The following is a 24,273-nucleotide window of genomic DNA, read 5'->3' as shown; positions in this document are numbered from 1 at the left end:
ACCACTCACAGGGCAAGTTCGAGGAAGGAGATACCTTGATTTCGACCACCATGGCGCTCTATGTGGCGCTGGCGTGCGGCCTTGCGGCCGTGTTGTATGGCTTCGTCCAGCGCAGCTGGATCCTGAGCCAGGACGCAGGCAGTGCGCGCATGCAGGAGATTGCGGGAGCCATCCAGCAGGGTGCTGCCGCTTACCTCGCAAGGCAGTACAAGACCATTGGCATCGTCGGCATCGTGCTGGCCGTGCTGATCGGCGTGTTCCTCGATGGCACCACCGCCGCCGGCTTCGTGCTGGGTGCGGTGCTTTCAGGTGCTTGCGGCTTCATCGGCATGAACACTTCGGTGCGCGCCAACGTGCGCACGGCGCAGGCGGCCACGCTGGGCATCGGCCCGGCGCTGAACGTCGCGTTCAAGGGCGGCGCGATCACCGGCATGCTGGTGGTCGGCCTGGGCCTGCTGGGCGTGGGCATCTTCTTCTGGTTCATTACCGGCAACGGCAACCTCACGCCGGACAAGAGCCTGTCCGCGGTGCTGAAACCGCTGCTGGGCCTGGCCTTCGGCTCGTCGCTGATCTCGATCTTCGCGCGCCTGGGCGGCGGCATCTTCACGAAGGGCGCTGACGTCGGCGCCGACCTGGTGGGGAAGGTCGAAGCCGGCATTCCGGAAGACGACCCCCGCAACCCCGCGGTCATCGCTGACAACGTCGGCGACAACGTGGGCGACTGCGCCGGCATGGCCGCCGACCTGTTCGAGACCTATGCGGTGACGCTGATCGCCACCATGGCGCTCGGCGCACTGGTGGTGGCCTCGGCGCCGATGCAGGCGGTGGTGTACCCGCTGCTGCTGGGGGGCGTGTCGATCATCGCGTCGATCATCGGCTGCGGCTTCGTGAAGGCCTCGCCTGGCATGAAGAACGTGATGCCCGCGCTGTACAAGGGCCTGATCGTCGCGGGCATCCTGTCGCTGATCGCCTTCTTCTTCGTCACCAAGGCGATGATTCCCGATGACGCGCTCGGCGCGGGCACGCAGATGCGCTTGTTCGGCGCCTGCATCGTCGGCCTGGTGCTGACGGCCGGCATGGTATGGATCACCGAGTACTACACCGGCACCGACTACAAGCCGGTGCAGCATGTGGCGCAGGCCTCCACCACCGGCCACGGCACCAACATCATCGCGGGCCTCGGCGTCTCGATGAAGTCCACCGCCTGGCCGGTGATCTTCGTCTGCCTCGCCATCGTTGCCGCTTACATGCTGGCAGGCCTCTATGGCATCGCGGTGGCCGCCACCTCGATGCTCAGCATGGCCGGCATCGTCGTCGCGCTCGACGCCTACGGGCCCATCACGGACAACGCCGGTGGCATCGCCGAGATGGCCGAACTGCCGGCGGCGGTGCGCGACATCACCGATCCGCTGGACGCGGTGGGCAACACCACCAAGGCGGTCACCAAGGGCTATGCCATCGGCTCTGCCGGCCTCGCTGCGCTGGTGCTGTTTGCCGACTACACGCACGCGCTCGAGTCGCGCGGCATGCACGTGAGCTTCGACCTGTCGAACCACATGGTGATCGTCGGCCTGTTCATCGGCGGCCTGATCCCCTACCTGTTCGGTGCGATGGCGATGGAAGCGGTCGGCCGCGCTGCCGGCTCGGTGGTGGTCGAAGTGCGCCGCCAGTTCCGCGAGATCAAGGGCATCATGGAAGGCACGGCCAAGCCCGAATACGGCGCGGCGGTGGACATGCTGACGACGGCAGCGATCAAGGAAATGATCGTGCCCTCGCTGCTGCCCGTGGTGGTGCCCATCCTGGTCGGCCTGCTGCTGGGACCGGCAGCACTGGGCGGTCTGCTGATGGGCACGATCGTGACCGGCCTCTTCGTCGGCATCTCGATGTGCACCGGCGGCGGTGCCTGGGACAACGCGAAGAAGCTGATCGAAGAAGGCTTCACGGACGCCGACGGCAAGTTGCACAAGAAGGGCAGCGAGGCCCACAAGGCCGCGGTGACCGGCGACACGGTGGGTGACCCCTACAAGGACACCGCCGGCCCGGCCGTGAACCCGCTGATCAAGATCATCAACATCGTCGCGCTGCTGATCGTGCCGCTGCTGCCGATCAGCGCGGCCACCGGCAACGCGCCGGTGGCGAAGCACGAGGCGCCTGCCGCGATGGCCAGCGCCCCGGCGGCCCCGGCTTCGGCAGCTTCGAACTAGCGCCAGCGGGTAGCGTCCCGCCAGAAGCACAAAGGCCAGCCCTCGGGCTGGCCTTTTCTGTTTCGTGACACCGCAGGCTCAACCGCGGATGTCGAGCAGCGTGCCCAGCATTTCCTGCCCGGTCTTGAACGTCTGCATATTGGCCTTGAACTCGTAGAGCGCCACACGCTGCTCGACCGCATTGCGCGCAAGGTCTTCGGTGTCGATGTCCGGCTGAGCGGCCATGCGGGCCATGTTCGCGCTGGTGCCATTGAGCCGCTGCACAGCGCTGCCCATGCCCGACAGGGCGATCGAGGAGACAGAAGTCAGGCTCATCCGGAGTACATCGGCAGTCCGCCGACGAACTTGAGCGCAATTTCGGGCCCACGACGAATTGCGGCCCCAACGAAAAAAGCCTGCCAGGCTTTTGGCCAAGGCAGGCTTTGGTCGTCAAACAATGGTCGGGGTGGCGGGATTCGAACTCGCGACCCCTTGCACCCCATGCAAGTGCGCTACCAGGCTGCGCTACACCCCGACGAAGCCAAGCAGTATACCCGGTGTTTTCAGCCTTCGGCCAAGAGCAGCTCACGGATCGACAACAACTCGGCCCGCAGCTGCGAAGGCGCCAGTTCCAGCACTTCCGGCACCGGCAAGTCGACCACCGCGTCCGGCACCTCGTCGACCTCGACCTCGTCGTGGATCATCATCGCGATGTCCCCACTGGCCACGCTGTTGCCGTCGGCGCCGCGGCCGCTGAGCTGAAGGTCCGTCAGCTGGTTGCGCGCTCCGCTGATCGTGAAGCCCTGGTCATAGAGCAACTCGCGAATGCGGCGGATCAGCAGCACCTCATGGTGCTGGTAGTAGCGGCGGTTGCCGCGCCGCTTCATCGGCTTGAGTTGCGTGAACTCCTGTTCCCAATAGCGCAGCACATAGGGCTTCACGCCGCACAAATCGCTCACCTCACCGATCGTGAAGTAACGCTTGGCCGGGATGGCGGGAAGCGGTTTCTCCATTGAAATCAACGGGGTGTGCAGGGAAACTTAGACTCTACTCGAACTCCTCGCCAATCGGCGTGTCTCCCTGCACGACAGCCTTCAGCTTGTGACTTGCATGAAACGTCACGACGTTGCGGGCCTTGATCGGAATGGCTTCGCCGGTGCGCGGATTGCGCCCAGGCCGCGGCGCCTTGCGCCGGATATTGAAGTTGCCGAAGCCGGAGAGCTTGACGTCGTCACCATTCACCAGGGTGTGGTGCACCAGCTCGAAGAAGGCCTCGACCATGTCCTTGGATTCGCGCTTGTTCAGGCCAAGCCGTTCGAACAGCAGTTCGGCCAGCTCGGCCTTGGTCAAGGTCGGCGTCTCCAGCGACGGCAGGATCACACGCTCGGGGGTCGGATCCTCGGGGCTCATGCGGTGTTGTCGAATCTTGTGGTGCAGTGAGGGTCGACCGGGTCAGCTGCGCAGGCGGGCCCCAACTGCCTGCCCGGCACGTGCAACCGCAGCCTGTACGACGGCATCGATGCGTTCGTCGGTCCAGGTGGATTCGGGGTCCAGAAGCTCCAGTCGCACGGCCATGCTGCGCTCGGACGGGCCTGTTGCGGTAGCCCCCACCTGGGGCTTGTAGACGTCGAACAGGGTGGCACTGCGCACATGCCCTGCGGGGTCGGCACGCAGCGCGGCGATCAGCGCATCGTGCGTGGCCTCGTCGGGCACCAGCAGGGCCAGGTCGCGCCAAGCCGGCTGGTGGCGCGGGATCGGCTCGGCCTGCGGCACCGCGCGCGCCAGGACGGCCGCCAGGTCCAGCTCGAACACGACGGGCGCGTGCGGCAGCTCATAGCCCTGGCGCCAGCGTGGATGCAACTCGCCGATCACACCGATGGCCTGCTCGCCCAGCATCACGCGGGCGCTGCGGCCCGGGTGCAGCGCGGGGTGCGTTGCCGCCTCGAAGCGCAGCGTGGCCGGCGCCAACAGGGCCTCCAGATCGCCCTTGACGTCGAAGAAGTCGACCGCCTTCTCCTTGCTGCCCCACTGCGTCGGCTGCACCGGCCCATAGGCCAGACCACCCAGCTTCATCGGCTGGTCGATGCCCGCCACCGTCAAAGGCCCGGCGAACACCGACGCATCCCGGCGCGACACGCGGCCGAGCTCGAAAACCCGCACCCGCGTGGTCTTGCGCGCCAGGTTATGCCGCAGCACCTGCACCAGGCTGCCGATCAGGCTGGAGCGCATGACGGCCAAGGGGGCCGCGATCGGGTTCAGCACGCGGATCGGATCGTCATTGCCGGCCAGTTCGCTTTCCCAGCGCGCCTCGACAAAGCTGAAGTTGATCGTTTCCTGATAGTCCAGACCGGCCATCGCATGGCGCACGGCGTTGCCGCTGCGCCGTGCCTCCACGATTTCACGCGCCGTCACCGGTGCCAGCGGCGGCGCGGGTGGCAGCTTGTCGTAGCCGATCACGCGCGCCACTTCCTCGATCAGGTCTTCCTCGATCGTCAGGTCGAAACGCCAGCTCGGCGGCGTGACGGTCAGGCTGCCCGCGCTCTCGGTGAATGGCAGCTCGAGCCGGCGGAAGACCTCGGCGCACTGGGCCTGCGTGACCGGCATGCCGATCACCTTGGCCGCGCGCGCGATCCGCAATGTCACCGGCTTGGCAGTCGGCAGGTTGACCCGTTGGTCATCCATCGGGCCCGCCTCCCCGCCGCAGATGTCGATGATCAGCCGGGTGATGTGCTCGATGTGCTCGACCGTCTGCGCCGGGTCGACGCCGCGTTCGAAGCGATGACCTGCATCGGTGGAGAAGTTGTAGCGGCGCGAGCGCCCGGCCACCGCTTCCGGCCACCAGAAGGCCGCCTCGACATAAACGTTGCGGGTGTCATCCGACACGGCCGTGGCATCGCCGCCCATGATGCCGGCCAGCGATTCCACCGCCTGCGCATCGGCAATGACGCCGACCTTCTCGTCCAGTTCGATGGTGTTGCCGTTCAGCAGCTTCAGCGATTCGCCGCTGCGGCCCCAGCGCACGACCAGTTCGTCGTGGATCTTGTCGAGGTCGAAGATGTGCGAAGGCCGGCCGTACTCGAACATCACGTAGTTCGAGATGTCGACGAGCGCCGTCACCGAGCGCTGGCCGCAGCGCGCCAGGCGGTCGACCATCCACTGAGGCGTTTTCGCCTGCGTGTTGACACCGCGCACCACCCGGCCGGAGAAGCGACCGCACAGATCGCCGGCTTCAATGCGCACCGGCAGGCGGGCATCGTGCTTCGGCTGCACCGGCGGGAAACTCGGCGTCTTCAGCGGCGTGCCGGTGAGGGCCGACACCTCGCGCGCGATGCCGTACACCGACAGGCAGTGACCCAGGTTCGGCGTGAGCTTCAGCGTGAACAAGGTGTCGTCGAGCTTCAGCAGCTCGCGCAGGTCGGTGCCCACCGGGGCAACGGCCGCCAGTTCGAGCAGGCCACCGTGGTCTTCGCTCAGCTTCAGCTCGCGCGCCGAGCACAGCATGCCGAAGCTCTCGACACCGCGCAGCTTGCCGGTCTTGATCTGGAACGGCGCGCCACCCTCTTCCGCCGGCGGCAGCACTGCACCGACGATGGCCAGCGGCACGCGGATGCCCACGCGCGCATTCGGCGCGCCGCAGACGATCTGCAGCGGGCCGTCCTTCGAGAACACACCGGCGTCGACGCGGCACACGCGCAAGCGGTCGGCGTTCGGGTGCTGCTCGGCCTCGACGATCTCGGCCACCACCACGCCGCTGAAGGGCGGCGCGGCGGGGCGCAGCTCTTCCACCTCCATGCCGGACATGGTGAGCAGGTTGGCCAGCGCCTGGGTATCGAGCGGGGGGTTGCAGAACTCGCGCAACCAGGACTCAGGGAATTGCATGGTCTCTCGTGATCCGGGGGTGACTCAACGAAACTGCGACAGGAAGCGCAGGTCACCGTCGAAGAACAGGCGCAGGTCGTTCACGCCATAGCGCAGCATCGTCAGCCGGTCAGGCCCCATGCCGAAGGCGAAGCCGATGTAGCGCTCGGGGTCCAGCCCGAAGTTGCGCACCACATTCGGGTGCACCTGGCCGGAGCCCGCCACCTCGAGCCACTTGCCCTTCAGCGGGCCGCTGGCAAACGCGATGTCGATCTCGGCCGAAGGCTCGGTGAACGGGAAGAACGAAGGCCGGAAGCGCAGTTGCAGGTCGTCGCTCTCGAAGAAGCGGCGACAGAAGTCGGTGAAGACGGCCTTCAGGTCCTTGAAGCTGACGTTCTCGCCGATCCACAGGCCTTCGCACTGATGGAACATCGGGGAGTGCGTCGCGTCGCTGTCGACACGGTAGGTGCGGCCTGGCGCGATCACGCGGATCTCGGGCATGGCCTCACCGCGGGCCAGCACATCCGCATAACGCGCAGCATGAGCGCGTGCGTAGCGCACCTGCATCGGCGAGGTGTGCGGGCGCAGGTTCAGCCAGCGGCCTTCATCGTCCTTCATGTCGACGTAGAAGGTGTCCTGCATCGAACGCGCCGGATGGTTCTCCGGGTTGTTCAGCGCCGTGAAGCTCATCCAGTCGGTCTCGATCTCGGGGCCTTCGGCGACGTCAAAGCCCATCGATCCGAAGATGGCCTCGATGCGCTCCATCGTGCGCGACACCGGGTGCAGGCCGCCCACGCCGCGTTGGCGACCTGGCAGCGTGACGTCCAGCGCCTCGGCCTTGAGCTGGGCCTCGAGCTCGGCCTCGGCCAAGGCCTGGCGGCGCGCGTTCAGCGCGGCTTCGATGCGCTGCTTGGCCTGGTTGATCTCGGCGCCACGGGCCTTCTTCTCGTCGGGCGCCAGTGCGGCCAGGCCCTTCAGCAGTTCGGTCACATGCCCGGACTTGCCAAGGTAGCGCGCCTTGGCGTTTTCCAGCTCGGCCGGTGTCGGCGCTGCGGCGAAGGCTTCGCCGGCGCCGGCCACCAGTTGATCGAGATCGTTCATCGTCAATCGGAGAAAAGAAAAAGGCCGCCCCGAAGGTGACGGCCTTGAAAGCTTGCGACCGTGCCGGCCCCTTGCGGAACCGGCCCGGCGGACATCAAGCGAGTTGGGCCTTCACCTTGTCGACGATGCTGCCAAAAGCAGCCGGATCGTTGACGGCCAGATCGGCCAGGACCTTGCGGTCGATGTCGATCGAGGCCTTCTTCAGGCCGGCCATGAACTTGCTGTAGGTGATGCCCAGACCCCGCGCGGCGGCGTTGATACGGGCAATCCACAGCTGGCGGAAGACGCGCTTGCGGGTGCGGCGGTCACGGTAGGCGTATTGGCCTGCCTTCATCACCGCCTGCTTGGCGACGCGGAAGACATTCTTGCGGCGACCACGGTAACCCTTGGCCAGGGCCAGGATCTTCTTGTGGCGGGCGCGTGCGGTTACACCACGTTTGACGCGAGGCATGTGTAGCTCCTTCTATCCGTCTTCAGATCACAGGCCGGCGAATGGCAGCATCTGCGCCATGTGGCCCATGTTGGTCTCGTGCACGTTCACGGCGCCACGGAGTTGGCGCTTGCGCGTGGTGGACTTCTTCGTGAGGATGTGGCGCTTGAACGCCTGACCGCGCTTGACGGTACCACCCGGACGGACGCGGAACCGCTTGGCCGCGCTCTTCTTGGTCTTCATCTTGGGCATGACTGCTCCTTCTAAATTGCCATCTGCAGGCGGCCGGGGCAGGTGCCCCGACACTTGAACTGCCGTGCATCGGCTTCTCTTCCAATCGGCGCGGTGACCAAACCACGCCGCGGAAACTTCAAAACTTCAGAAGCTCACTGCTTCTTCTTCGGGGCCAGCACCATGATCATCTGGCGCCCTTCCAGCTTGGGCATGTGCTCCACCACTGCCACATCCGCCAGTTCATCGCGGATGCGCTCGAGCAGCCGCATGCCGATGTCCTGGTGGGTGATCTCGCGGCCGCGGAAGCGCAGCGTGACCTTGCCCTTGTCGCCGTCCTCGGCGATGAACCGCCGCAGGTTGCGCATCTTGATGTTGTAGTCGCCCTCGTCGGTACCGGGCCGGAACTTGACTTCCTTGACCTCGATGACCTTCTGCTTGGACTTGGCTTCTGCGGCCTTCTTCTGTTCCAGGTACTTGAACTTGCCGTAATCCATCAGCCGGCAGACCGGCGGATCGGCCGCGGCCGCAATCTCGACCAGATCGACATCGGCCTCACCGGACAGGCGCAAGGCCTCCTGGATGGTGACGATGCCCAAGGGCTCGTTGTTGACCCCATTCAAGCGCACGGTGGGCGCCATGATCTCGCGGTTGAGCCGATGCTTGCGCTCGACATTGGGCATCCGGCGATCAAGAAACGTAGCGATGGTGCAAACCCCTCAACGACCCCAAGGCAAGCAACAGGCCATGCAAAAAGCAATGCGCGCGCTGAGGGGCTGCACCTTCAGGCCTTGGTGGCGATGTCTTCGGCGAGCTTGCGGGCGAAGTCGTCGAGAGCCATCACACCCAGGTCACGGTTGCCCCGAGCGCGCACGGCAACGGCCCCGCTTGCCTTCTCCTTGTCGCCAGCGACGAGGATGTACGGGACCTTTTGCAATGAATGCTCGCGGATTTTATACGTGATCTTTTCGTTCCGCAAATCCGTCGCGACTCTAACTCCTTGTTTTTGCAGCGTTTTCGCGACTTGAGCGGCGTAATCCGCTTGGCCGTCGGTGATATTGGCGATCACCACCTGCACGGGCGCCAGCCAGGCCGGCAGCGCGCCGGCGTGCTGTTCGATCAGGATGCCGATGAAACGCTCCAGGCTGCCGACGATGGCCCGGTGCAGCATGACCGGCGTCTTGCGCTCGCCCGACTCGGCCACGTACTCGGCGCCCAGGCGCTCGGCCATGAAGAAATCGACCTGCATCGTGCCGCACTGCCACTCGCGGCCCAGGGCGTCCTTCAGCGTGTACTCGATCTTCGGTCCGTAGAAGGCGCCGTCGCCAGGCGAGATGACGAACTCGCAACCCGAGCGGCGCAGGCTCTCCATCAGCGCATGCTCCGCCTTGTCCCAGCTTTCCTCGCTGCCGATGCGGGCCTCGGGCCGCGTCGCCACCTTGTAGAGGATGTTGTGGAAGCCGAAGTCGGCATACACCCTCTGGAGCAGCGCCGTGTAGGCCACGCACTCGTCGAGGATCATGTCCTCGGTGCAGAAGATGTGGCCGTCGTCCTGCGTGAAGCCGCGCACGCGCATGATGCCGTGCAGCCCGCCCGTCGGCTCGTTGCGGTGGCACTGGCCGAACTCGCCGAAGCGCAGCGGCAGGTCGCGGTAGCTCTTGATGCCCTGCTTGAAGATCAGGATGTGGCCGGGGCAGTTCATCGGCTTCAGCGCGTAGTCGCGCTTCTCCGATTCCGTCGTGAACATGTTCTCGCGGTACTTCTGCCAGTGGCCCGTCTTTTCCCACAGCGACTTGTCGAGGATCTGCGGCCCCTTCACTTCCAGGTAGCCGTTGTCGCGGTAGACAGCCCGCATGTACTGCTCGACCTGCTGCCACACGGCCCAGCCCTTGGGGTGCCAGAACACCGTGCCGGGCGAATGCTCGTCCAGGTGGAACAGGTCGAGTTCGCGGCCGAGCTTGCGGTGGTCGCGCTTCTCGGCCTCCTCGAGCATCGTCAGGTACTTCTGCAGGTCGTCCTTCGTCGCCCAGGCCGTGCCATAGATGCGCTGCAGCTGCTCGTTGTGGTGGTCGCCACGCCAGTAGGCGCCGGCCACCTTCATGAGCTTGAAGTGCTTGAGCTTGCCCGTGCTCGGCACGTGCGGGCCGCGGCACAGGTCCTCGAAGCCGCCTTCCCGGTACAAGGAGACGTCCTGGTCGGCCGGGATGCTGGCGATGATCTCGGCCTTGTAGTGCTCGCCCAGGCGCTTGAAGTAGTCCACCGCCTCATCGCGCGGGAGCACGCGGCGCGTGACCGGCTCGTCCTTCTTCGCCAGCTCGCCCATGCGCTGCTCGATGGCGGCCAGGTCCTCGGGGGTGAACGGGCGCTTGTACGCGAAGTCGTAGTAGAAGCCGTTCTCGATGACCGGGCCGATCGTCACCTGCGCATCCGGGAACAGCTCCTTCACCGCATAGGCCAGCAGGTGGGCCGTGGAATGGCGGATCAGGTCGAGGCCGTCGGCGTCCTTGTCCGTGACGATGGCCAGCCGTGCGTCGGACTCGATGCGGTGGCTCGTGTCGACGAGGCGAGCGCCCTCGCCTTCACCGATGCGGCCCGCCAGCGCAGCCTTCGCGAGGCCGGCGCCAATCGAGGCGGCCACCTCGGCCACCGTGAGAGCCTGCTCGAACTGGCGTCGGGAGCCATCGGGCAGCGTGATCGTGATCATGGAAGTCTCCTTCGAAGCGACAACAAAAAAGCGCGGGGGTGGCCGCGCTTTTCAGTGTTCGAGGGAGAGGTGTGCGAACAGGCGTGACAGCGCGGCCGGGATCAAGCGGCAGTGGCGAACGGCGTAGTCCGCGGTGTCATAACCATGATGCCTTTCTCGCTCTTGTGAGGTGCAGGTCCTGAAATTGTAGTCCAGCGGATTTCAGAATGGCAGCAAGCTGACGTCAGCCGTGCGCTCGACCAACCAGACCCCCGCCAGCAGCATGGCCGCCGCAGAGCCGGCGACCATCACGCACGGCACATAGAGCCGCCGGCGCCGCACGAGGAACAGCAGCGGCACCACCAACGCCACGATCATCAGCTGCCCGACCTCGATGCCCAGGTTGAACTGCAGCAGCGCCCAGCCGAAGGCCGCCGTCGGCAGCTGCAGCTCGCCCAGGACACCCGCGAAGCCGAAGCCGTGGATCAGGCCGAAGAAGAAGGTCACGAAGCCGCGCCGACCGCCTATCAGCGGCCGGATGTTGTCCAGTGCGGCCAGCATGATGGTCACCGCGATCGCCGGCTCGACGAACTTCGGCGACAGCTTCACCAGCCCGGTGGCGGCCAGGGCCAGCGTGACCGAATGCGCCAGCGTGAAGAGCGTGACCGTACGCGCCACCGGCCACAGCGCGCCGCGCCAGCCCTCGACCGCGACCCAGCGGCCCTGCTCCCGCCGCAACACCGCGGGCAGCAGCAGGCACAGCAGGAACAGCACGTGGTCGTAGCCGGTCAGGATGTGGTGGACGCCCTCGCGCAGAAACGAAGGATGTTCGCCCGTCGCCGCGGCGCCCGGGGCTGACGCGGCCGCGCCACCGGCCGCAGCCGGCCCTTCGGCCCGCGGGTCGAGCAGCCGCACGCCGCTGCTGCCATCGGCGCGCTGAAAGCGCAGGATGCCGCGGTGCGTCGGGTCGATGTCGGCGAACAGGTGGTACTGCCAGGGCGTCTGCTCGTCGACACGGCACGGTGCGGTCAGCTGCAGCACCGCGTAGGCACCATCGTTGCGACGCTCCAGCGCATGGCCCTGGATCTCGAAGCGACAGCCCGGCACCGACAGCGCGGCCAGCGCCAGCGCGTCGATCACCGGCCAGGCCGAACGCACCTCGGCCCAGGTCAGCTGGCGGTCGCCGTCAGCGTCGAGGGCCGGCAGCGCCGCGTCCAGGTCGCGCAGCGCGATGTCCCAGCGCAGCGTGGTCTGGCCCTCGCGGCTGTCAACGAACAGGTAGGCATCGCTGGACTTGTGCGCCTGCGCGGGCAGCGCGACCAGCAGTCCCACGATGCACAGCACGGCCGCGAGCAGCCGAGCGCGCACGACGTCCCCCGCCTTACTGCGCCGCCAGCCGTGCATCGTGCAACCCCATCGTGGTGGCCAGGGCCACGGCCTCGCGCCGCGCGGCGGCATCGCCGGCCGCGGCCGCGCAGCGTGCCAGCAGCAGGATGTCCAGCGGCTCACGCTGGTGTTCGACATTGACCCGCGCCGCGCGCAGGGCCGCGGCCGGATCGCCTTCGATCTCCAGTGCCATCATCGCGCGCTCGCGCTCGTGGCCACTGGGGCCGATGCGCTGGTCGGCCAGCGCGAAACGATCGCGCAGCTCGGCCTGCAATGCCGTGGCCTCGGGCAACTTGGCGCGCTGCGCCGCGATGGCCAGGCGCAGCAGCACGGCGTCGCTGCGCACTTCGCGCTGCAGCACGCCCCAAGCCTCGCGCGGGCGCTGGTTGTCGAGCAGGAAGTCGGCATAGCCGATCGCGGTGTAGTTGTCGGCATCGGCCTGCAGTGCCTGGCGCCAGGCCAGGTCAGACGCCGCGGTGCGGCCGGCGCGTTGTTCCAGTTCGGCCAGCGTCGTCAGCAGCCAGCCGCGCGTGGCACCGTCGCCCGCCGCCGCGATCAAGGCCTGCAGCTGCTGCCGCGCGGCGTCGGTCTCGCCGCGCAGCGCCTGGTTCTCGGCGACACAGGCCTGCGCATACGGCTGCGCGCGCAGGCCCAGCAGCGCACGACAGCCCGCGTCGGATTCGGCATAGCGGCCCTGCACGCGGTGCAGCGTGGCCAGCATCAGCCAGGCCTGGGCCTGGCGGGGATCGCGCTGCACCAGGGCCTGCAGCCGGGCGATCGCACGTTCGAACTGGTGCAGGTACTGCTCGGCGCTGGCCAGCGTCAGCAGCAGCTCGGGCGGCGCCTGCGGATCGCGCTCCCAGCGCGCCAGCCGGGCCAGCGCTCGCCCGACCGGGCGCGGATCGCCTTCGCGGCGCCCGGCCTCGAGCAGCGCACGCGCCTCGCGCAGCGCCACGGCCGGATCGGTGCTGGCGCTGGTGCGCGCCACGGTCGCCGGCAGCCGCTCGATGACTTCGTCATCACGGGTCGGCGTGATCGGCGTCGCAGCGGCCTGCCAGGCCATGCACAGGATCGTCAGGCCACAGCCCAGCAGTCGCATCTCTACCTTTCCTCGCTGATGACGGAGAACAGCCCGGGAACCCGGCGCATTGTGCGGCGCCGGACTCCCGGGCGGACTGGCTTTCGCGCTACAGCGGCGAAGGCTCGGTGGTGTCGCTTTGCGGCAGCGAGAGGCCGGTGACGTCGATCGCCTCGCGCGTGTCGGTGGTGTTCGCGCTCAAGGTCTTCAGGTAGCCCACCAGGCCGTCGGCCGACTGCTTGGCGCTGTCGGGCACCGCGGCCAGCGGATCGGCCGGGGCCGGCGCCGGGGCCGGTGGCGGCGGGGCCGGCATGCTGTCGTCACCGCCACCGCCGAAGCAGCCACCGAGCAGGGCCACCGACGCAAAGGCCAGGCTCAGGGAGAGTTGCTTGTGCTTCATCGCCACGCTCCTTCACTTGCCGCCGGCGCCCGGGGCCGGCGTGAACAGGTACGGGAAGGCCGGCAGCAGCGGCACCACGGCCTGGTCCACCGCGTCATGCAGCTTCAGCGAGGTGCTGCCCAGCGGCACGTTCGCGGGCTTGCAGTCCGCGCCCAGCTGCAGCGTGTTGCCATCGCCGTTCAGCATGCACAGCCCGCCCATCACCGCGACCAGCGAGATGTCCACCACATCGTCCTTCGGCCGGCGGCCGTTCGGGAAACCGGCCAGGTCGCCGCCAGGCACGCCCAGGCGGTTCTGCGAGGCTTCCATCGTCGGCGCGATGTTGGTGTTCAGGCGAAGCATCTCCGACGCCACCACGCCCGCCGGCTGGTTCACGCCCTTGATGCCGGTGAGGAAGGCGGTCACCAGGTCCGTGCGCGGCAGGTTCTTCGGCGCGGTGCCCGGCAGGTTCAGCGCGATTTCCAGCAGCGCCGGCAAGGTCGGATTGGTCACATAGTCTGCAAACTGAGCGTCATCCTTGGGCTTGCTGGCGTTGAAGCGGTCCTTGTCCGGCAGGCCGATCACCACCTCGTTGACCAGCGGCATGCCCAGGCGCGAGACCTGCGTCCATGCGCCGCCCGGCACCATCGCAGTCTGGTGGCCCTTGGCGGGGTTGGGGTTCAGCAGCTGGCCCTGCCGCAGGCTGGCCGTGGTCCAGGCGCCGATCACCGGCTCGCTGCCCTGCGTCAGGCAACTCTTGTGCACTTCCATCGCCAAGGTCGTGACGCTGGCGTCGTCGATGGTGTTGGGCACCGCATTGATCAGTGCGGAGTCGGTGATCACCGACAGCGGTGCATTCACCAGGTCGAAGATCGTGCCCAGGTTCACCGCGAAGGGGTCCTTCCTCTGGCCGACGAACAGCCTGGCCGGCTGCGTGCAGCCCGGAATGTTGACACTGTAGATGTGCTTGGCCGCATAGGCCGCGTAGTCGGGAATCGTCTTGGTGCCGATGTTGTCGACCGGCTTGTTGAAGGTCGCGCTGCCGCCGCTGGCATTGGTGACCGCGGCCTTGGTGCCGCTGCGGCGATCGCCGCGCACGATGTCGACCGTGTAGGTCTCGTTGACGTTGAGCGTCGCCGCGGCGGGATCGGTGACGCCGCCGGCCTGGATCAGCGGAATCGCGACGTTCTTGCCACCGATCGGCAGCGTGATGCCCTTGAGCGCGTTCTTGAAGCGGAACTGGAAGGTGATGTCTTCCTTCGCATCGCCGTTGTTGTCGATGTGGATCTCGTACAGCGCGTTCGGGTCCATCGAGAAGTAGTTCGGCCCGCCGTACGGCGCCTGCAGCGGCTGGTAGTTGGCGATCAGCGTGACGTAGCCGCTGCGACCGGGCTCGTAGCTGGAGAACATGTAGAAGTCGGTGCCGTCGACCTTGGGGGTCGTCGTGATGCTGGGCGCCTCGCGATGGCTGGAGGCCTGGGCCGGCGCGAAGGCCGTGCCGGCGATGGCGGCGAGCACCGCCACGGTGATGGGCAGCAGGCGCTGCGCCGGGGTGGAAAGTCGGGTCATGGGGTCGTCCTCGAAGCGTGTGGATTCCATCCGCCCGCGGCTTGGCAGCAGCGGACTTGCTGGACACCCTGGGGAAAGCGTCGATCCGGGTGTCTGCGGCCTGATACGCAGGCCCGCCCGAATCGGATGCGCGGCGCCGAAGAACGATCAGCTCAGTGGCATCGCCTCGATCGACGGCCGCTGCGCGAGTTCGGCGAACTCGTCGGCCAATTGCCGGCTTTGCACCAGCGCGCTGCGCCAGGCCTGCATGCGGGCCGCATGGTCGCTGCCGTAGGCCTTGAAGTCGCTGCGATCGGGCAGCTTGGCGTTGGGCAGCGTCTTCACCCATTCGGGGTTGGGCGCCAGCACCACCACGTTGGACAGGCGCTCGCTGGCGCGGTGCCGGTGCTTCAGCGCCTTGTCCAGCCAGCCCGGCACCAGGTGGCGCTGGAAGTGGGGGTACAGCACCAGGCCGTCGGCCATCGACGCGTAATCCAGGTGCAGGTGGTAGTCGGTGATGCCGCCGTCCCAGTAGGCGCCGCGCGGGCCCCCGGGGATGTCGTGCACCGCGGCCAGCAGGAACGGGATCGAGCAACTGGCCAGCACGGCGGGCGAGAGGTTCTGCGCGTCCAGCGGCACCTGGTGCGTGCGGTAGTCGTGCAGGTGAAAGGGCAAGGGCTCGCGCGGGTCCGAGAAGATCACCCGTTCCAGCCAGCCGCCCATGGCCTTGCGGCTGACCAGGTTGGTGGTGAAGGCACCCAGGTAGCCCAGCGGCGTGCGCAGCCGGCCCTCGCGCTTCAACAGCCCGCGGCCGAGGCTGGTGAACACATGCAGGCGGTAGCGCGGGTGGCCGAGCACCTGCGCCTCGCGGCCCGCGAAGTGCTCGTTCAGCCGCGCAGAGAAGATAGCCGACATCTGTGCGGCCAGGCTACCCCGGCCGGGCACGGCGTCGTACTGCTGATGGATGTAGTCGTGCGCCAGGCGCTCGAGTGCGGCTTCGGGATCGTCCATCGTCGCGCAGGCCAGGCGCCATGCTCCGATCGAGGCGCCCACCAGGTGCACGCTCTGCGGGCTGGCCGCGAGCCAGTGGCCGAACAGCAGCTGGTCCAGCGGGTTCAGCACCAGGCCCTTGGGCCCCCCTGCCGCGCCGGCGACGACGCGCACATCGGACGGGCGCAGGCCTGCTTCGCGCAAGCGCTGGCGCGCACGGGCTCCGGCGTGGACCTGCAGGGCTTGCATCGGCGGCGGGCGTGGGTTGCTCAGAACTTCAGGGTCCACGAGGCCTGGAAACTGGTCCGGCCGTGGCGTCGAGTTTGGCTGTCCTGACGGATCACGCCGTCATCGGGCAGCGTGGTGCGCCCGATGGTATCCAAGGGCCGCAGGTTGTTGGCGGCCAGCCGCAGCGTGGTCTGGCGGTCGAAGGCCCACAGCAGGTAGGCATCCAGCGTGCGCGTGACCCCCTGGGCCTGCAACTGCGCCACCGTCTGCTGGGTACGGTAGGACGGCGTGTACGCGAAGCTGGCACCGTAAGTGAGCGGCCATGCCTTGGGCTTGTGGTCGAAGCCGAGGGTCATCGACCAGGGCTGCTGGCCTTCGAGCCGGTTGTCCGGGCCAGGGATGTCGTCGACGCGCGAGCGGTAGAGGCTGGCCGAGGCCCGCACATCCAGCGCCAGCGCCGGGTCGAACCAGTCCGGCAACAGCTCGCCGGCCCGGCCCTTGAGCTCGATCTCCAACCCGCTGCTGCTGGCACGGCGCAGGTTCACCGGCCGCGACACCCAGCGCGGCGCGCTGGCCCAGGCCACCTGCTCCAACGTGACCTGCTGGCGGATCAGCCCGTCGATGCGGCGGTGGAAGGCGCCGATGCTGATCAGCCCGCCGGCGCTGAAGTACTTCTCGAACGCGATGTCCAGGCCGGTGGCCAGCTCGGGCTTCAGCGCCGGGTTGCCGATGCGGTCCGGCGCGATCTCGGGGTTGGTGGTGTCCAGCGGGTAGCTGGCATTGATGCTGGGCCGGGCCAGCAGCGCGCCGGTCTCGGGCGCGCGGTAGCTGCGCGTGAGGCTGGCGCGGACCAGGTCGCGGCCCTTGTCGTCGAGCTTGTGGTTCAGGTGCAGCACCGGCGTCAGCACCTGGCTGCTGCTGCGCGACGCGTCGCTGCTGCCGCCGCTGGTGGTGCGCAGGCGCTCGCCGCGCAGGCCCAGGTAGGTGGACCAGCGCGGCGCGATGTTCCACTCGTCCTGCGCGTACAGGGCCTGGCGTTCGATGCGGGCCTCGAAGGGTTCGCCGTCGAAGCCGATCAGCTGCGACTGGCCGTTCTCGATCACCGTGCGCAGCTCGCGCCGCCGCCGCTGCTCGATGTCCCAGCCCAGCGCGAAGGTGTGGTCCTCGCGCCAGGGCCGGGTCCACTTGCCGCTGCTGCTGGCGCCCCGCTCGCGGTTGTCGCCGCTGGCGTGGCGGTCCAGTGTCGGGATGCCGGCCGCATCGAGGCCGACGGTCTGCGTGTCGTAGTGGCTGGCCGAGGCCTGAACGCCGGCCCTGGCCTCGAGCCGCGCGCCATCGGCCCAGCGCCGCACCAGCTGCAGGTTCACCCGCCCCATCTGCCAGAAACCGCGGTTGAGGTAACGGTCGTTCACGCTGATCGGCGGCGTGCCCTGGAGCACCTCGGTGACGGTCTGGCCGGCATTGCGGAAGTCGCCGCGCTGCACGAAGCTCTGCAGGTTCAAGCTGTCGGTGTCGCTGAGCTTCCAGCTCAGCCGCGGGCCGAGGTTGAAGCCGCCGCCCCAGTTCGCCTCCTGGTTCGCGGTGCGCGCATGCAGCTGGGCCTGCTGCACGTCCGCCGCGTAGCGTTCGCCCTCGGAACGGGCGGCCCCGCGCCATTGGTACAGCGACAGGGGTAGCACCACGCTCAAGGCCCCGAAGCGGTCGCCATAGGTGCCGTTGAACGAGCCCGTGGGTCGCGTGGCGACATAGGCCAGGCCGACGCGCAGCTCGCGCTGGCGCTGGCGCGGCGGCTCGCGCAGGATGATGTTGATGGTGCCGCCCACCGCCTGCGCACTGTGTTCGGCGGTCGGGCCCTTGGTGACCTCGATGCGCTCGACCTGCGCGGGCGACAGGTTGTCCAGCGAGAAGCCCGGCGGCGCCGGCTCGCCGTTGATCAGCACCAGCGTGTAGCCCGCGCCCAGGCCGCGCAAGCGCGGGCTGCCGCCCTGCAGGTTGATGCCGGGCAGGCGCTTGAGCACGTCGCTGACCGCGGTGTCGCCGTACTTGTCCAGCTCATCGCGGCCGTAGACCGTCTTGGCCACCGGCTCGCGGCGGCGCTGCTCGGTGTCGGACAGCTGGGACCGGCCGGTCACCTCGACCTGCTGGGCAGTGCCGCCCTCGGCGGCTTGTGCACGCGCCTTTTCAGCGCTAGGCATCAGCGCGGCGGCGACCAGGCAGGACGCGGCAAGCCCGGGCGAGCCGCGCCGCATGGCCCGGCTCAACGCTTGCCGGACTGCAGCTTGGCGAAGGCCGCCGCCATCGCGCCCTGCCCGGCCGGCTGCGCCGCGCCGCGCTGGCCCGGGGCCGCGCGCTCGTTGCGGCCGGCGGGGCGGAAGCCGTTGTCACCGCGTGCGCCACCGCCCCCCTTGGCCGGCTGGGCGTCGAGCTTCATCGTCAGCGAGATGCGCTTGCGGGCCAGGTCCACTTCCAGCACCTTGACCTTGACGATGTCACCGGTCTTGACCACCTCGCGCGCATCGTTGACGAACTTGTTCGACAGCTGGCTCACGTGCACCAGGCCGTCCTGGTGCACGCCCAGGTCGACGAAGGCGCCGAACTGCGCGACGTTGCTGACCGTGCCTTCCAGCACCATGCCCGGCTGCAGGTCCTTGACGTCTTCCACGCCGTCGTTGAAGCGCGCCACCTTGAAGTCCGGGCGCGGGTCGCGGCCCGGCTTCTCGAGCTCGGCGAAGATGTCCTTCACGGTGATGGCGCCGAACTTCTCGTCGGCAAAGGCCTCGGGCCTCAGCGTGCGGATCACGTCGGCCTTGCCGAGCACCTCGGTGATCGGGCGCTGCAGCTTGTCCAGCACGCGCTGCACCACCGGGTAGGTCTCGGGGTGCACGCCGGACAGGTCCAGCGGGTTGTCACCGTCGCGGATGCGCAGGAAGCCGGCGGCCTGCTCGAAGGTCTTGGGCCCGAGCCCGGCCACGTCCAGCAGCTGCTGGCGGTTGCGGAACGCGCCATGCGCGTCACGCCATCGCACGATCGACGCGGCCACCGAACCCGACAGGCCGGACACGCGCGACAGCAGCGGCGCCGACGCGGTGTTGAGGTCGACGCCGACCTTGTTGACGCAGTCTTCCACCACCGCATCGAGCATGCGCGCCAGCTCGCTCTGGTTCACGTCGTGCTGGTACTGGCCGACGCCGATGCTCTTGGGCTCGATCTTCACCAGCTCGGCCAGCGGGTCCTGCAGCCGCCGCGCGATCGACACCGCGCCGCGCAGGCTGACGTCGAGCTCGGGCAGCTCCTTGCTGGCGTACTCGCTGGCCGAGTACACCGAGGCGCCGGCCTCGCTGACGACCACCTTCTCGATCTTGTGCTCGGGCGCGAGCGAGGTGATGCGCTTGATCAGGTCGGCTGCCAGCTTGTCGGTCTCGCGGCTGGCGGTGCCGTTGCCGATGGCGATCAGGTTCACGCCGTGCGTCGCGACCAGGCGGCCCAGCGTGTGCAGCGAGCCTTCCCAATCATTCTTCGGCTCGTGCGGGTACACCGTGTGCGTGCCCAGGACCTTGCCGGTGTCGGACACCACCGCCACCTTCACGCCGGTGCGGATGCCGGGGTCCAGGCCCATCACCACGCGCTTGCCGGCGGGCGCGGCCAGCAGCAGGTCGCGCAGGTTCTCGGCGAACACCTTGATCGCGGTGGCCTCGGCCGCCTCGCGCAGGCGCGAGAACAAGTCGCGCTCCAGGCTCAGCGAGAGCTTGACCTTCCAGGTCCAGGCGATGGTCTTGCGGATCAGCTCGTCGGCCGGCCGCTTGGCATGGCGCCAGCCCAGGTGCACGGCGATGCGGCCTTCGGCCAGGGACGGTTGACCGGGCACCAGCTCTTCGTCGAGCACCAGCTTCGCATCCAGGCATTCCTGCGTGCGGCCGCGGAACACCGCCAGCGCGCGGTGCGAGGGCACGGTGCGGATCGGCTCGTCGTAGTCGAAGTAGTCGCGGAACTTCGCGATGTCCGGATGGTTGACGTCCTTGCCCTCGACCAGCTTGGAGGCGAAGCGCCCTTCGGCCCACAGCCATTCGCGCAGCTTGCCCACCAGCGCGGCGTCCTCGGCCCAGCGCTCGGACAGCAGGTCGCGCACGCCGTCGAGCACCGCGTAGGCGTCGGCAAAACCGGCCTCGGCGTTGAGGAAGGCCTGGGCTTCGACCTGCGGGTCCAGCGAGGGGTCGGCGAACAGCTTGTCGGCCAGCGGCTCGAGCCCGGCTTCGCGGGCGATCATGCCCTTGGTCCGGCGCTTGGGCTTGTACGGCAGGTACAGGTCCTCGAGTTCCTGCTTGGTGGGCACCGCCTCGATGGCGGCCCGCAGCTCGGGCGTCAGCTTGCCCTGTTCGTCGATGCTCTTGAGCACCGCGGCGCGGCGTTCTTCCAGCTCGCGCAGGTAGCCCAGGCGCGCTTCCAGCTCGCGCAGCTGGATGTCGTCCAGGCCGTCCGTCACCTCCTTGCGGTAGCGGGCGATGAAGGGCACCGTGGCACCACCGTCCAGCAACTCGACCGCGGCCTGGATCTGGCGCGGCGCGACCTTCAGTTCGGCCGCGATCTGCAGAAGAATCTTGTCCAAGGGGAAAGGCCCGCACAAAGGGGCCGGCAGGAAAACAAGGCGCGCGAGTTTGCCATAGGGCCACCCCCGCGCATCCCTCCGAAGGGCCAGGTCGGCGCACGGGTGGCTTCGGCATAATCGCCGCCCGACAGGCGCCGCCCTGCCACGCGCGTGGCACCGAGGGAGCACGCGGCGGACGCCCCACGAACAGGACAAGGCATGAATCACACGAGGCCGGGCTTGCTCGATGCCGCAGCACAGGGCATCGCAAGGCACCGGGATCTGGCGCCGACGCTGCAGCGCCTGTGCGGCGAGCCGGCGCAAGAGAACTGGCTGTCGAGCCACGCTCCCATCGAATCCGGCAGCGAAGGCCTGCTGCAATGGCGCTGCGACGGCCGCTGGCTGTACGCCTCGATGGAAGTCGACGAACCGGCCGACGGTGACCTCGCCGGCGTGGTGCGGGGCGCCTACCTCGATCTCTTCGCCTGCCTGCGCCGCAGCGGCTACATCCATCCGCTGCGCCTGTGGAACTACCTGCCGCACATCAATGCCGAGCAGGCCGGGCTGGAGCGCTACCGCCACTTCAACGCCGGCCGGCAGCAGGCCTTCCTCGAAGCCGGCCATGCCGCGTTCGAAGGCGCGCCGGCCGCCTGCGCGCTGGGCTCGCACCACGGCCCGTTCTGCCTGCGCGTGTTGGCCGCCCGCTCGCCGGCCGTGCCGATCGAGAACCCGCGCCAGGTCTCGGCCTACCACTACCCCGCGCAATACGGCCCGCGCGCGCCGAGCTTCTCGCGCGCAGTGCTGGCCGATGCCGGCGACGGGCAACTCCTGCTGCTGGTCTCGGGCACGGCCAGCATCGTCGGCCATGCCACGCTGCATGCGGGCGACGTGCAGGCGCAGCTGCAGGAGACGCTGCGCAACCTGCGCGCGGTGATCGATGGCGCGGCCCGCCGCGGCGCCACCGGCCTGCGCCTCGAAGACCTGCGGCCCACCGTGTACGTGCGCCACGCCGCAGACGCCCCGGCCCTGCGCGAAGCGCTGCAGCGCGCGCTGGGCGCCGAGGCGCCGCTGCTGCGCCACGCGCTGTTCCTCGAAGCCGACATCTGCCGCGCCGACCTGCTGGTCGAGATCGAGGCCTGGGCCCGCTGCGAAGGGCAGCTGCGATGAGCCGCCTCGCCTTCGTCAGCGGCGGCCTGGTGGCCGCCCTGGCCGCCACCGGGCTGCAGGCGGCGGAAGAGAAGCCGGCGCCACGCACGGTGGATCGCCCGCTGTGGGAGCTGGGCCTCGGCGCCGGTGTGCTGCAGCTGCCGCACTACCGCGGCTCCGACCAGTCGCACACCTGGCTGCTGCCGGTGCCCTACATCGTCTACCGCGGCAAGATCTTCAAGGCCGACCGCGACGGCGCGCGAGCGCTGCTGCTCGATGCCGAGCGCTTCGAGCTCGACCTGAGCGCGTCGGCCAGCGCGCCCACGCGCAGCCGCGACAACCGCGCGCGCGAAGGCATGCCGGACCTGAAGCCCACGGTGGAAATCGGCCCCAACCTGAACTGGACGCTGGGCCGCGGCCGCGACTGGAAGCTGGACCTGCGGCTGCCGGTGCGGGCGGCGATCACGGTCGGCTCGCAGCCGCGCCTGGCCGGCTGGATCAGCACGCCGAACCTGAACCTCGACCTGCGCCAGGGGCCCTGGCACATCGGCCTGCTCGGCGGCCCGGTGTTCGGCGACCGCCGCCTGCACAGCTACTTCTACGAGGTGGCCCCGGCCTACGCCACCGCGCAGCGCCCGGCCTACGCGGCCCCCGGCGGCTACGGCGGCAGCACGCTGCTGGCCGCGGTGTCGCAGCGCGACGGCCAGCGCTGGCTCGGCGGCTTCATCAAGTTCGACCAGCTTTCCGGGGCCCGCTTTGCCGACAGCCCGCTGGTGCGGCAGCACAGCCAGTGGTCGGTGGGTGTCGCGGTATCCTGGGTCCTGGCCCGTTCCGACCAGCGTGTGAGCGTCAACGAAGAATGAAGCCGACGCGCAGCCCCTCGGCCGACCGCGCAGACGGCCCCGGCCCGCGGCGCGGTTCGCGGCCCCTGCCCTGGCCGCTGGTGCTGCCGGCCACGCTGCTGCTGTACCTGCTGCTGCTGCTGCTGGGCCTGATGTCGCTGGCGTGGAACCTGATCGCCGCGCTGCTGTACCCGCTGCTGCCGCAGGCGCGCGGCCGGGCCATCGGCCGCGCCGGCATCGCCTACGGCTACCGGCTGTTCTGGGCGATTGCGGCGGTCACCGGGATGCTCCGGCTCGAAGCCGGCGTGCTGGACGCGCTGCGCGACGAGCGCGGGCTGATCGTCGTGGCCAACCACCCCAGCATGCTCGATGCGCTGATGCTGGTGGCCCGCCTGCCGCGTGCCGCCTGCATCATGAAGGCCAGCCTGCTGGGCAACGTGTTCCTCGGCGCCGGCGCCAAGCTGGCACGCTATGTCAGCAACGCCTCGCCGCTGACGATGGTGCGCCTGGCCGTCAACGACCTGAAGGCAGGCGGGCAGCTGGTGGTGTTCCCCGAGGGCACGCGCACGGTGCAGTCGCCGATCAACCCGTTCCGACCCGGCGTCACGCTGATGGCCAAGCTGGCCAAGGCCCCGATCCAGACCGTGTTCATCGACACCCACAGCCCCTACCTCGGCAAGGGTTGGCCGCTGTGGAAGCTGCCGCCGTTGCCCATCGTCTTCACCGTGCGCATGGGCCAGCGCTTCGAACCCTCGCCCGACCCCGACGCGCTGCTGAAGGAGCTCGAGGCCTACTTCGCCGCCGGCGTGCGCCGATGAACGCGCCGCAACGCCCTTCCAGCACCCACCTGGTGCTGATCCCCAGCTACAACACCGGCCGGCTGCTGGCGCAGACCGTGCGCGCCGCACGCGCCCAATGGAACCCGGTGTGGGTGGTGATCGACGGCAGCACCGACGGCTCGGGTGAGGCGCTGGCGCGCGAGATGGCCGCCGACAGCGGCCTGCGCGTGTTCCAGCTGCCGCAGAACCAGGGCAAGGGTGCGGCCGTGCTGCACGGGCTGCGCGCCGCGCAGGCCGCCGGCTTCACCCACGCGCTGACGATGGATGCCGACGGCCAGCACCCGGCCGCGCTGATCCCGGGCTTCATGCAGCGCTCGCGCGAGCGGCCCGAGGCCATGGTGCTGGGCAAGCCGGTGTTCGACGCCAGCGCACCGCTGCTGCGCGTGCGCGGCCGCCGCGTGTCCAACGCCTGGACCAACCTCGAGACGCTGGGCGCCGGCATCGGCGATTCGCTGTTCGGCTTCCGCGTCTACCCGATCAAGGACCTGGTCGCGGTGATGGAGCGCCAGCCCTGGATGCGCCGCTTCGACTTCGACACCGAGGCGGTGGTGCGCCTGGCCTGGCGCGGCGTGAAGCCGATGAACGTGGATGCGCCGGTGATCTACCCGCGGCCCGAGGACGGCGGCGTCTCGCACTTCAAGTACGGACGCGATAACGCGCTATTGACGTGGATGCACACCCGCCTGGTGCTGGAGTTCATCCTGCGGCTGCCACTGCTGCTGATCAAGCGCCTGCTGCGGCGGCCGCCGTTCCAGCGCTGAGCGCTTCG

General features: G+C 68.7%; 21 protein-coding genes and 1 tRNA gene. 5 read left to right on the top strand and 17 right to left on the bottom strand.

Features of this window, described 5'->3' with window-relative positions:
• The first annotated feature begins 38 nt into the window (after positions 1 to 38).
• A complete protein-coding gene (locus tag ACILR4_RS06780) occupies positions 39 to 2,204 on the top strand; it encodes a sodium-translocating pyrophosphatase (protein ID WP_395700133.1) in 2,166 nt (721 codons plus the stop codon).
• A gap of 78 nt (positions 2,205 to 2,282) precedes the next feature.
• Here the strand turns inward: ACILR4_RS06780 and ACILR4_RS06775 are convergent, their stop codons facing one another.
• The 17 genes from ACILR4_RS06775 to ACILR4_RS06695 form a co-directional block, all read right to left on the bottom strand.
• On the bottom strand, positions 2,283 to 2,519 hold the full coding sequence (locus ACILR4_RS06775) for a hypothetical protein (RefSeq protein ID WP_395700079.1): 237 nt from the start codon (positions 2,517 to 2,519) through the stop codon (positions 2,283 to 2,285).
• A gap of 122 nt (positions 2,520 to 2,641) precedes the next feature.
• Positions 2,642 to 2,718 (bottom strand) — tRNA-Pro (locus tag ACILR4_RS06770).
• Positions 2,719 to 2,746: 28 nt separating this feature from the next.
• Complete coding sequence (locus tag ACILR4_RS06765) at positions 2,747 to 3,196, bottom strand: MerR family transcriptional regulator (RefSeq protein WP_395700078.1); 450 nt, start codon at positions 3,194 to 3,196, stop codon at positions 2,747 to 2,749.
• A gap of 34 nt (positions 3,197 to 3,230) precedes the next feature.
• Positions 3,231 to 3,593, bottom strand: a complete 363-nt coding sequence (locus ACILR4_RS06760; RefSeq protein WP_395700077.1) for an integration host factor subunit alpha — start codon at positions 3,591 to 3,593, stop codon at positions 3,231 to 3,233.
• A gap of 42 nt (positions 3,594 to 3,635) precedes the next feature.
• The gene (gene pheT / locus ACILR4_RS06755; protein WP_395700076.1) at positions 3,636 to 6,062 is read right to left on the bottom strand and encodes a phenylalanine--tRNA ligase subunit beta; all 2,427 of its coding nucleotides are present in this window, start codon (positions 6,060 to 6,062) and stop codon (positions 3,636 to 3,638) included.
• A 24-nt stretch (positions 6,063 to 6,086) separates the two neighbouring features.
• Positions 6,087 to 7,142, bottom strand: coding sequence for a phenylalanine--tRNA ligase subunit alpha (gene pheS, locus ACILR4_RS06750; RefSeq protein WP_395700075.1), 1,056 nt, complete (start codon positions 7,140 to 7,142; stop codon positions 6,087 to 6,089).
• A gap of 94 nt (positions 7,143 to 7,236) precedes the next feature.
• Positions 7,237 to 7,593 (bottom strand): 50S ribosomal protein L20, encoded by a 357-nt coding sequence (gene rplT / locus ACILR4_RS06745; protein WP_395700074.1) that lies wholly within the window; start codon positions 7,591 to 7,593, stop codon positions 7,237 to 7,239.
• Positions 7,594 to 7,620: 27 nt separating this feature from the next.
• Entirely contained in the window at positions 7,621 to 7,824 is a 204-nt protein-coding gene (rpmI, locus tag ACILR4_RS06740; RefSeq protein WP_395700073.1) for a 50S ribosomal protein L35, read from the bottom strand.
• A gap of 134 nt (positions 7,825 to 7,958) precedes the next feature.
• Positions 7,959 to 8,486 carry a translation initiation factor IF-3 gene (infC, locus tag ACILR4_RS06735; protein ID WP_395700072.1) on the bottom strand — a complete coding sequence of 176 codons (528 nt, stop codon included), beginning with the start codon at positions 8,484 to 8,486 and terminating at the stop codon, positions 7,959 to 7,961.
• 101 nt (positions 8,487 to 8,587) lie between these two features.
• Positions 8,588 to 10,507: a threonine--tRNA ligase gene (gene thrS, locus ACILR4_RS06730; protein ID WP_395700071.1), complete on the bottom strand. Its 1,920-nt coding sequence runs from the start codon at positions 10,505 to 10,507 to the stop codon at positions 8,588 to 8,590.
• Between the two features lie 201 nt (positions 10,508 to 10,708).
• Positions 10,709 to 11,854 (bottom strand): HupE/UreJ family protein, encoded by a 1,146-nt coding sequence (locus ACILR4_RS06725; RefSeq protein ID WP_395700070.1) that lies wholly within the window; start codon positions 11,852 to 11,854, stop codon positions 10,709 to 10,711.
• 13 nt (positions 11,855 to 11,867) lie between these two features.
• Positions 11,868 to 12,971 carry a tetratricopeptide repeat protein gene (locus ACILR4_RS06720; RefSeq protein WP_395700069.1) on the bottom strand — a complete coding sequence of 368 codons (1,104 nt, stop codon included), beginning with the start codon at positions 12,969 to 12,971 and terminating at the stop codon, positions 11,868 to 11,870.
• 88 nt (positions 12,972 to 13,059) lie between these two features.
• Complete coding sequence (locus ACILR4_RS06715) at positions 13,060 to 13,350, bottom strand: hypothetical protein (RefSeq protein WP_395700068.1); 291 nt, start codon at positions 13,348 to 13,350, stop codon at positions 13,060 to 13,062.
• A gap of 12 nt (positions 13,351 to 13,362) precedes the next feature.
• Positions 13,363 to 14,898 carry a DUF4331 domain-containing protein gene (locus tag ACILR4_RS06710; protein ID WP_395700067.1) on the bottom strand — a complete coding sequence of 512 codons (1,536 nt, stop codon included), beginning with the start codon at positions 14,896 to 14,898 and terminating at the stop codon, positions 13,363 to 13,365.
• Positions 14,899 to 15,045: 147 nt separating this feature from the next.
• Positions 15,046 to 16,116, bottom strand: a complete 1,071-nt coding sequence (locus ACILR4_RS06705; protein ID WP_395700066.1) for a patatin-like phospholipase family protein — start codon at positions 16,114 to 16,116, stop codon at positions 15,046 to 15,048.
• A 20-nt stretch (positions 16,117 to 16,136) separates the two neighbouring features.
• Positions 16,137 to 18,290 (bottom strand): TonB-dependent receptor plug domain-containing protein, encoded by a 2,154-nt coding sequence (locus ACILR4_RS06700; RefSeq protein ID WP_395700065.1) that lies wholly within the window; start codon positions 18,288 to 18,290, stop codon positions 16,137 to 16,139.
• A 62-nt stretch (positions 18,291 to 18,352) separates the two neighbouring features.
• Complete coding sequence (locus ACILR4_RS06695; protein ID WP_395700064.1) at positions 18,353 to 20,698, bottom strand: Tex family protein; 2,346 nt, start codon at positions 20,696 to 20,698, stop codon at positions 18,353 to 18,355.
• Between the two features lie 198 nt (positions 20,699 to 20,896).
• Here ACILR4_RS06695 and ACILR4_RS06690 point away from each other — a divergent pair, with 198 nt between their 5' ends.
• From ACILR4_RS06690 to ACILR4_RS06675, 4 genes are read left to right on the top strand one after another with little or no spacing between them, the layout of a single operon-like run.
• Complete coding sequence (locus tag ACILR4_RS06690; protein ID WP_395700063.1) at positions 20,897 to 21,844, top strand: hypothetical protein; 948 nt, start codon at positions 20,897 to 20,899, stop codon at positions 21,842 to 21,844.
• On the top strand, positions 21,841 to 22,686 hold the full coding sequence (locus tag ACILR4_RS06685) for a MipA/OmpV family protein (protein WP_395700062.1): 846 nt from the start codon (positions 21,841 to 21,843) through the stop codon (positions 22,684 to 22,686). Before ACILR4_RS06690 ends, ACILR4_RS06685 begins: the two co-directional genes overlap by 4 nt.
• The gene (locus ACILR4_RS06680; protein WP_395700061.1) at positions 22,683 to 23,483 is read left to right on the top strand and encodes a lysophospholipid acyltransferase family protein; all 801 of its coding nucleotides are present in this window, start codon (positions 22,683 to 22,685) and stop codon (positions 23,481 to 23,483) included. Before ACILR4_RS06685 ends, ACILR4_RS06680 begins: the two co-directional genes overlap by 4 nt.
• Positions 23,480 to 24,265, top strand: a complete 786-nt coding sequence (locus ACILR4_RS06675) for a glycosyltransferase family 2 protein (RefSeq protein WP_395700060.1) — start codon at positions 23,480 to 23,482, stop codon at positions 24,263 to 24,265. Before ACILR4_RS06680 ends, ACILR4_RS06675 begins: the two co-directional genes overlap by 4 nt.
• Positions 24,266 to 24,273 lie beyond the last annotated feature (8 nt).

Source organism: Aquabacterium sp., assembly GCF_044226965.1.
Classification (GTDB): domain Bacteria; phylum Pseudomonadota; class Gammaproteobacteria; order Burkholderiales; family Burkholderiaceae_C; genus Pseudaquabacterium.
Note: the sequence above shows the minus strand (reverse complement) of the source record. Positions and strands in the feature narration are given on the sequence as shown.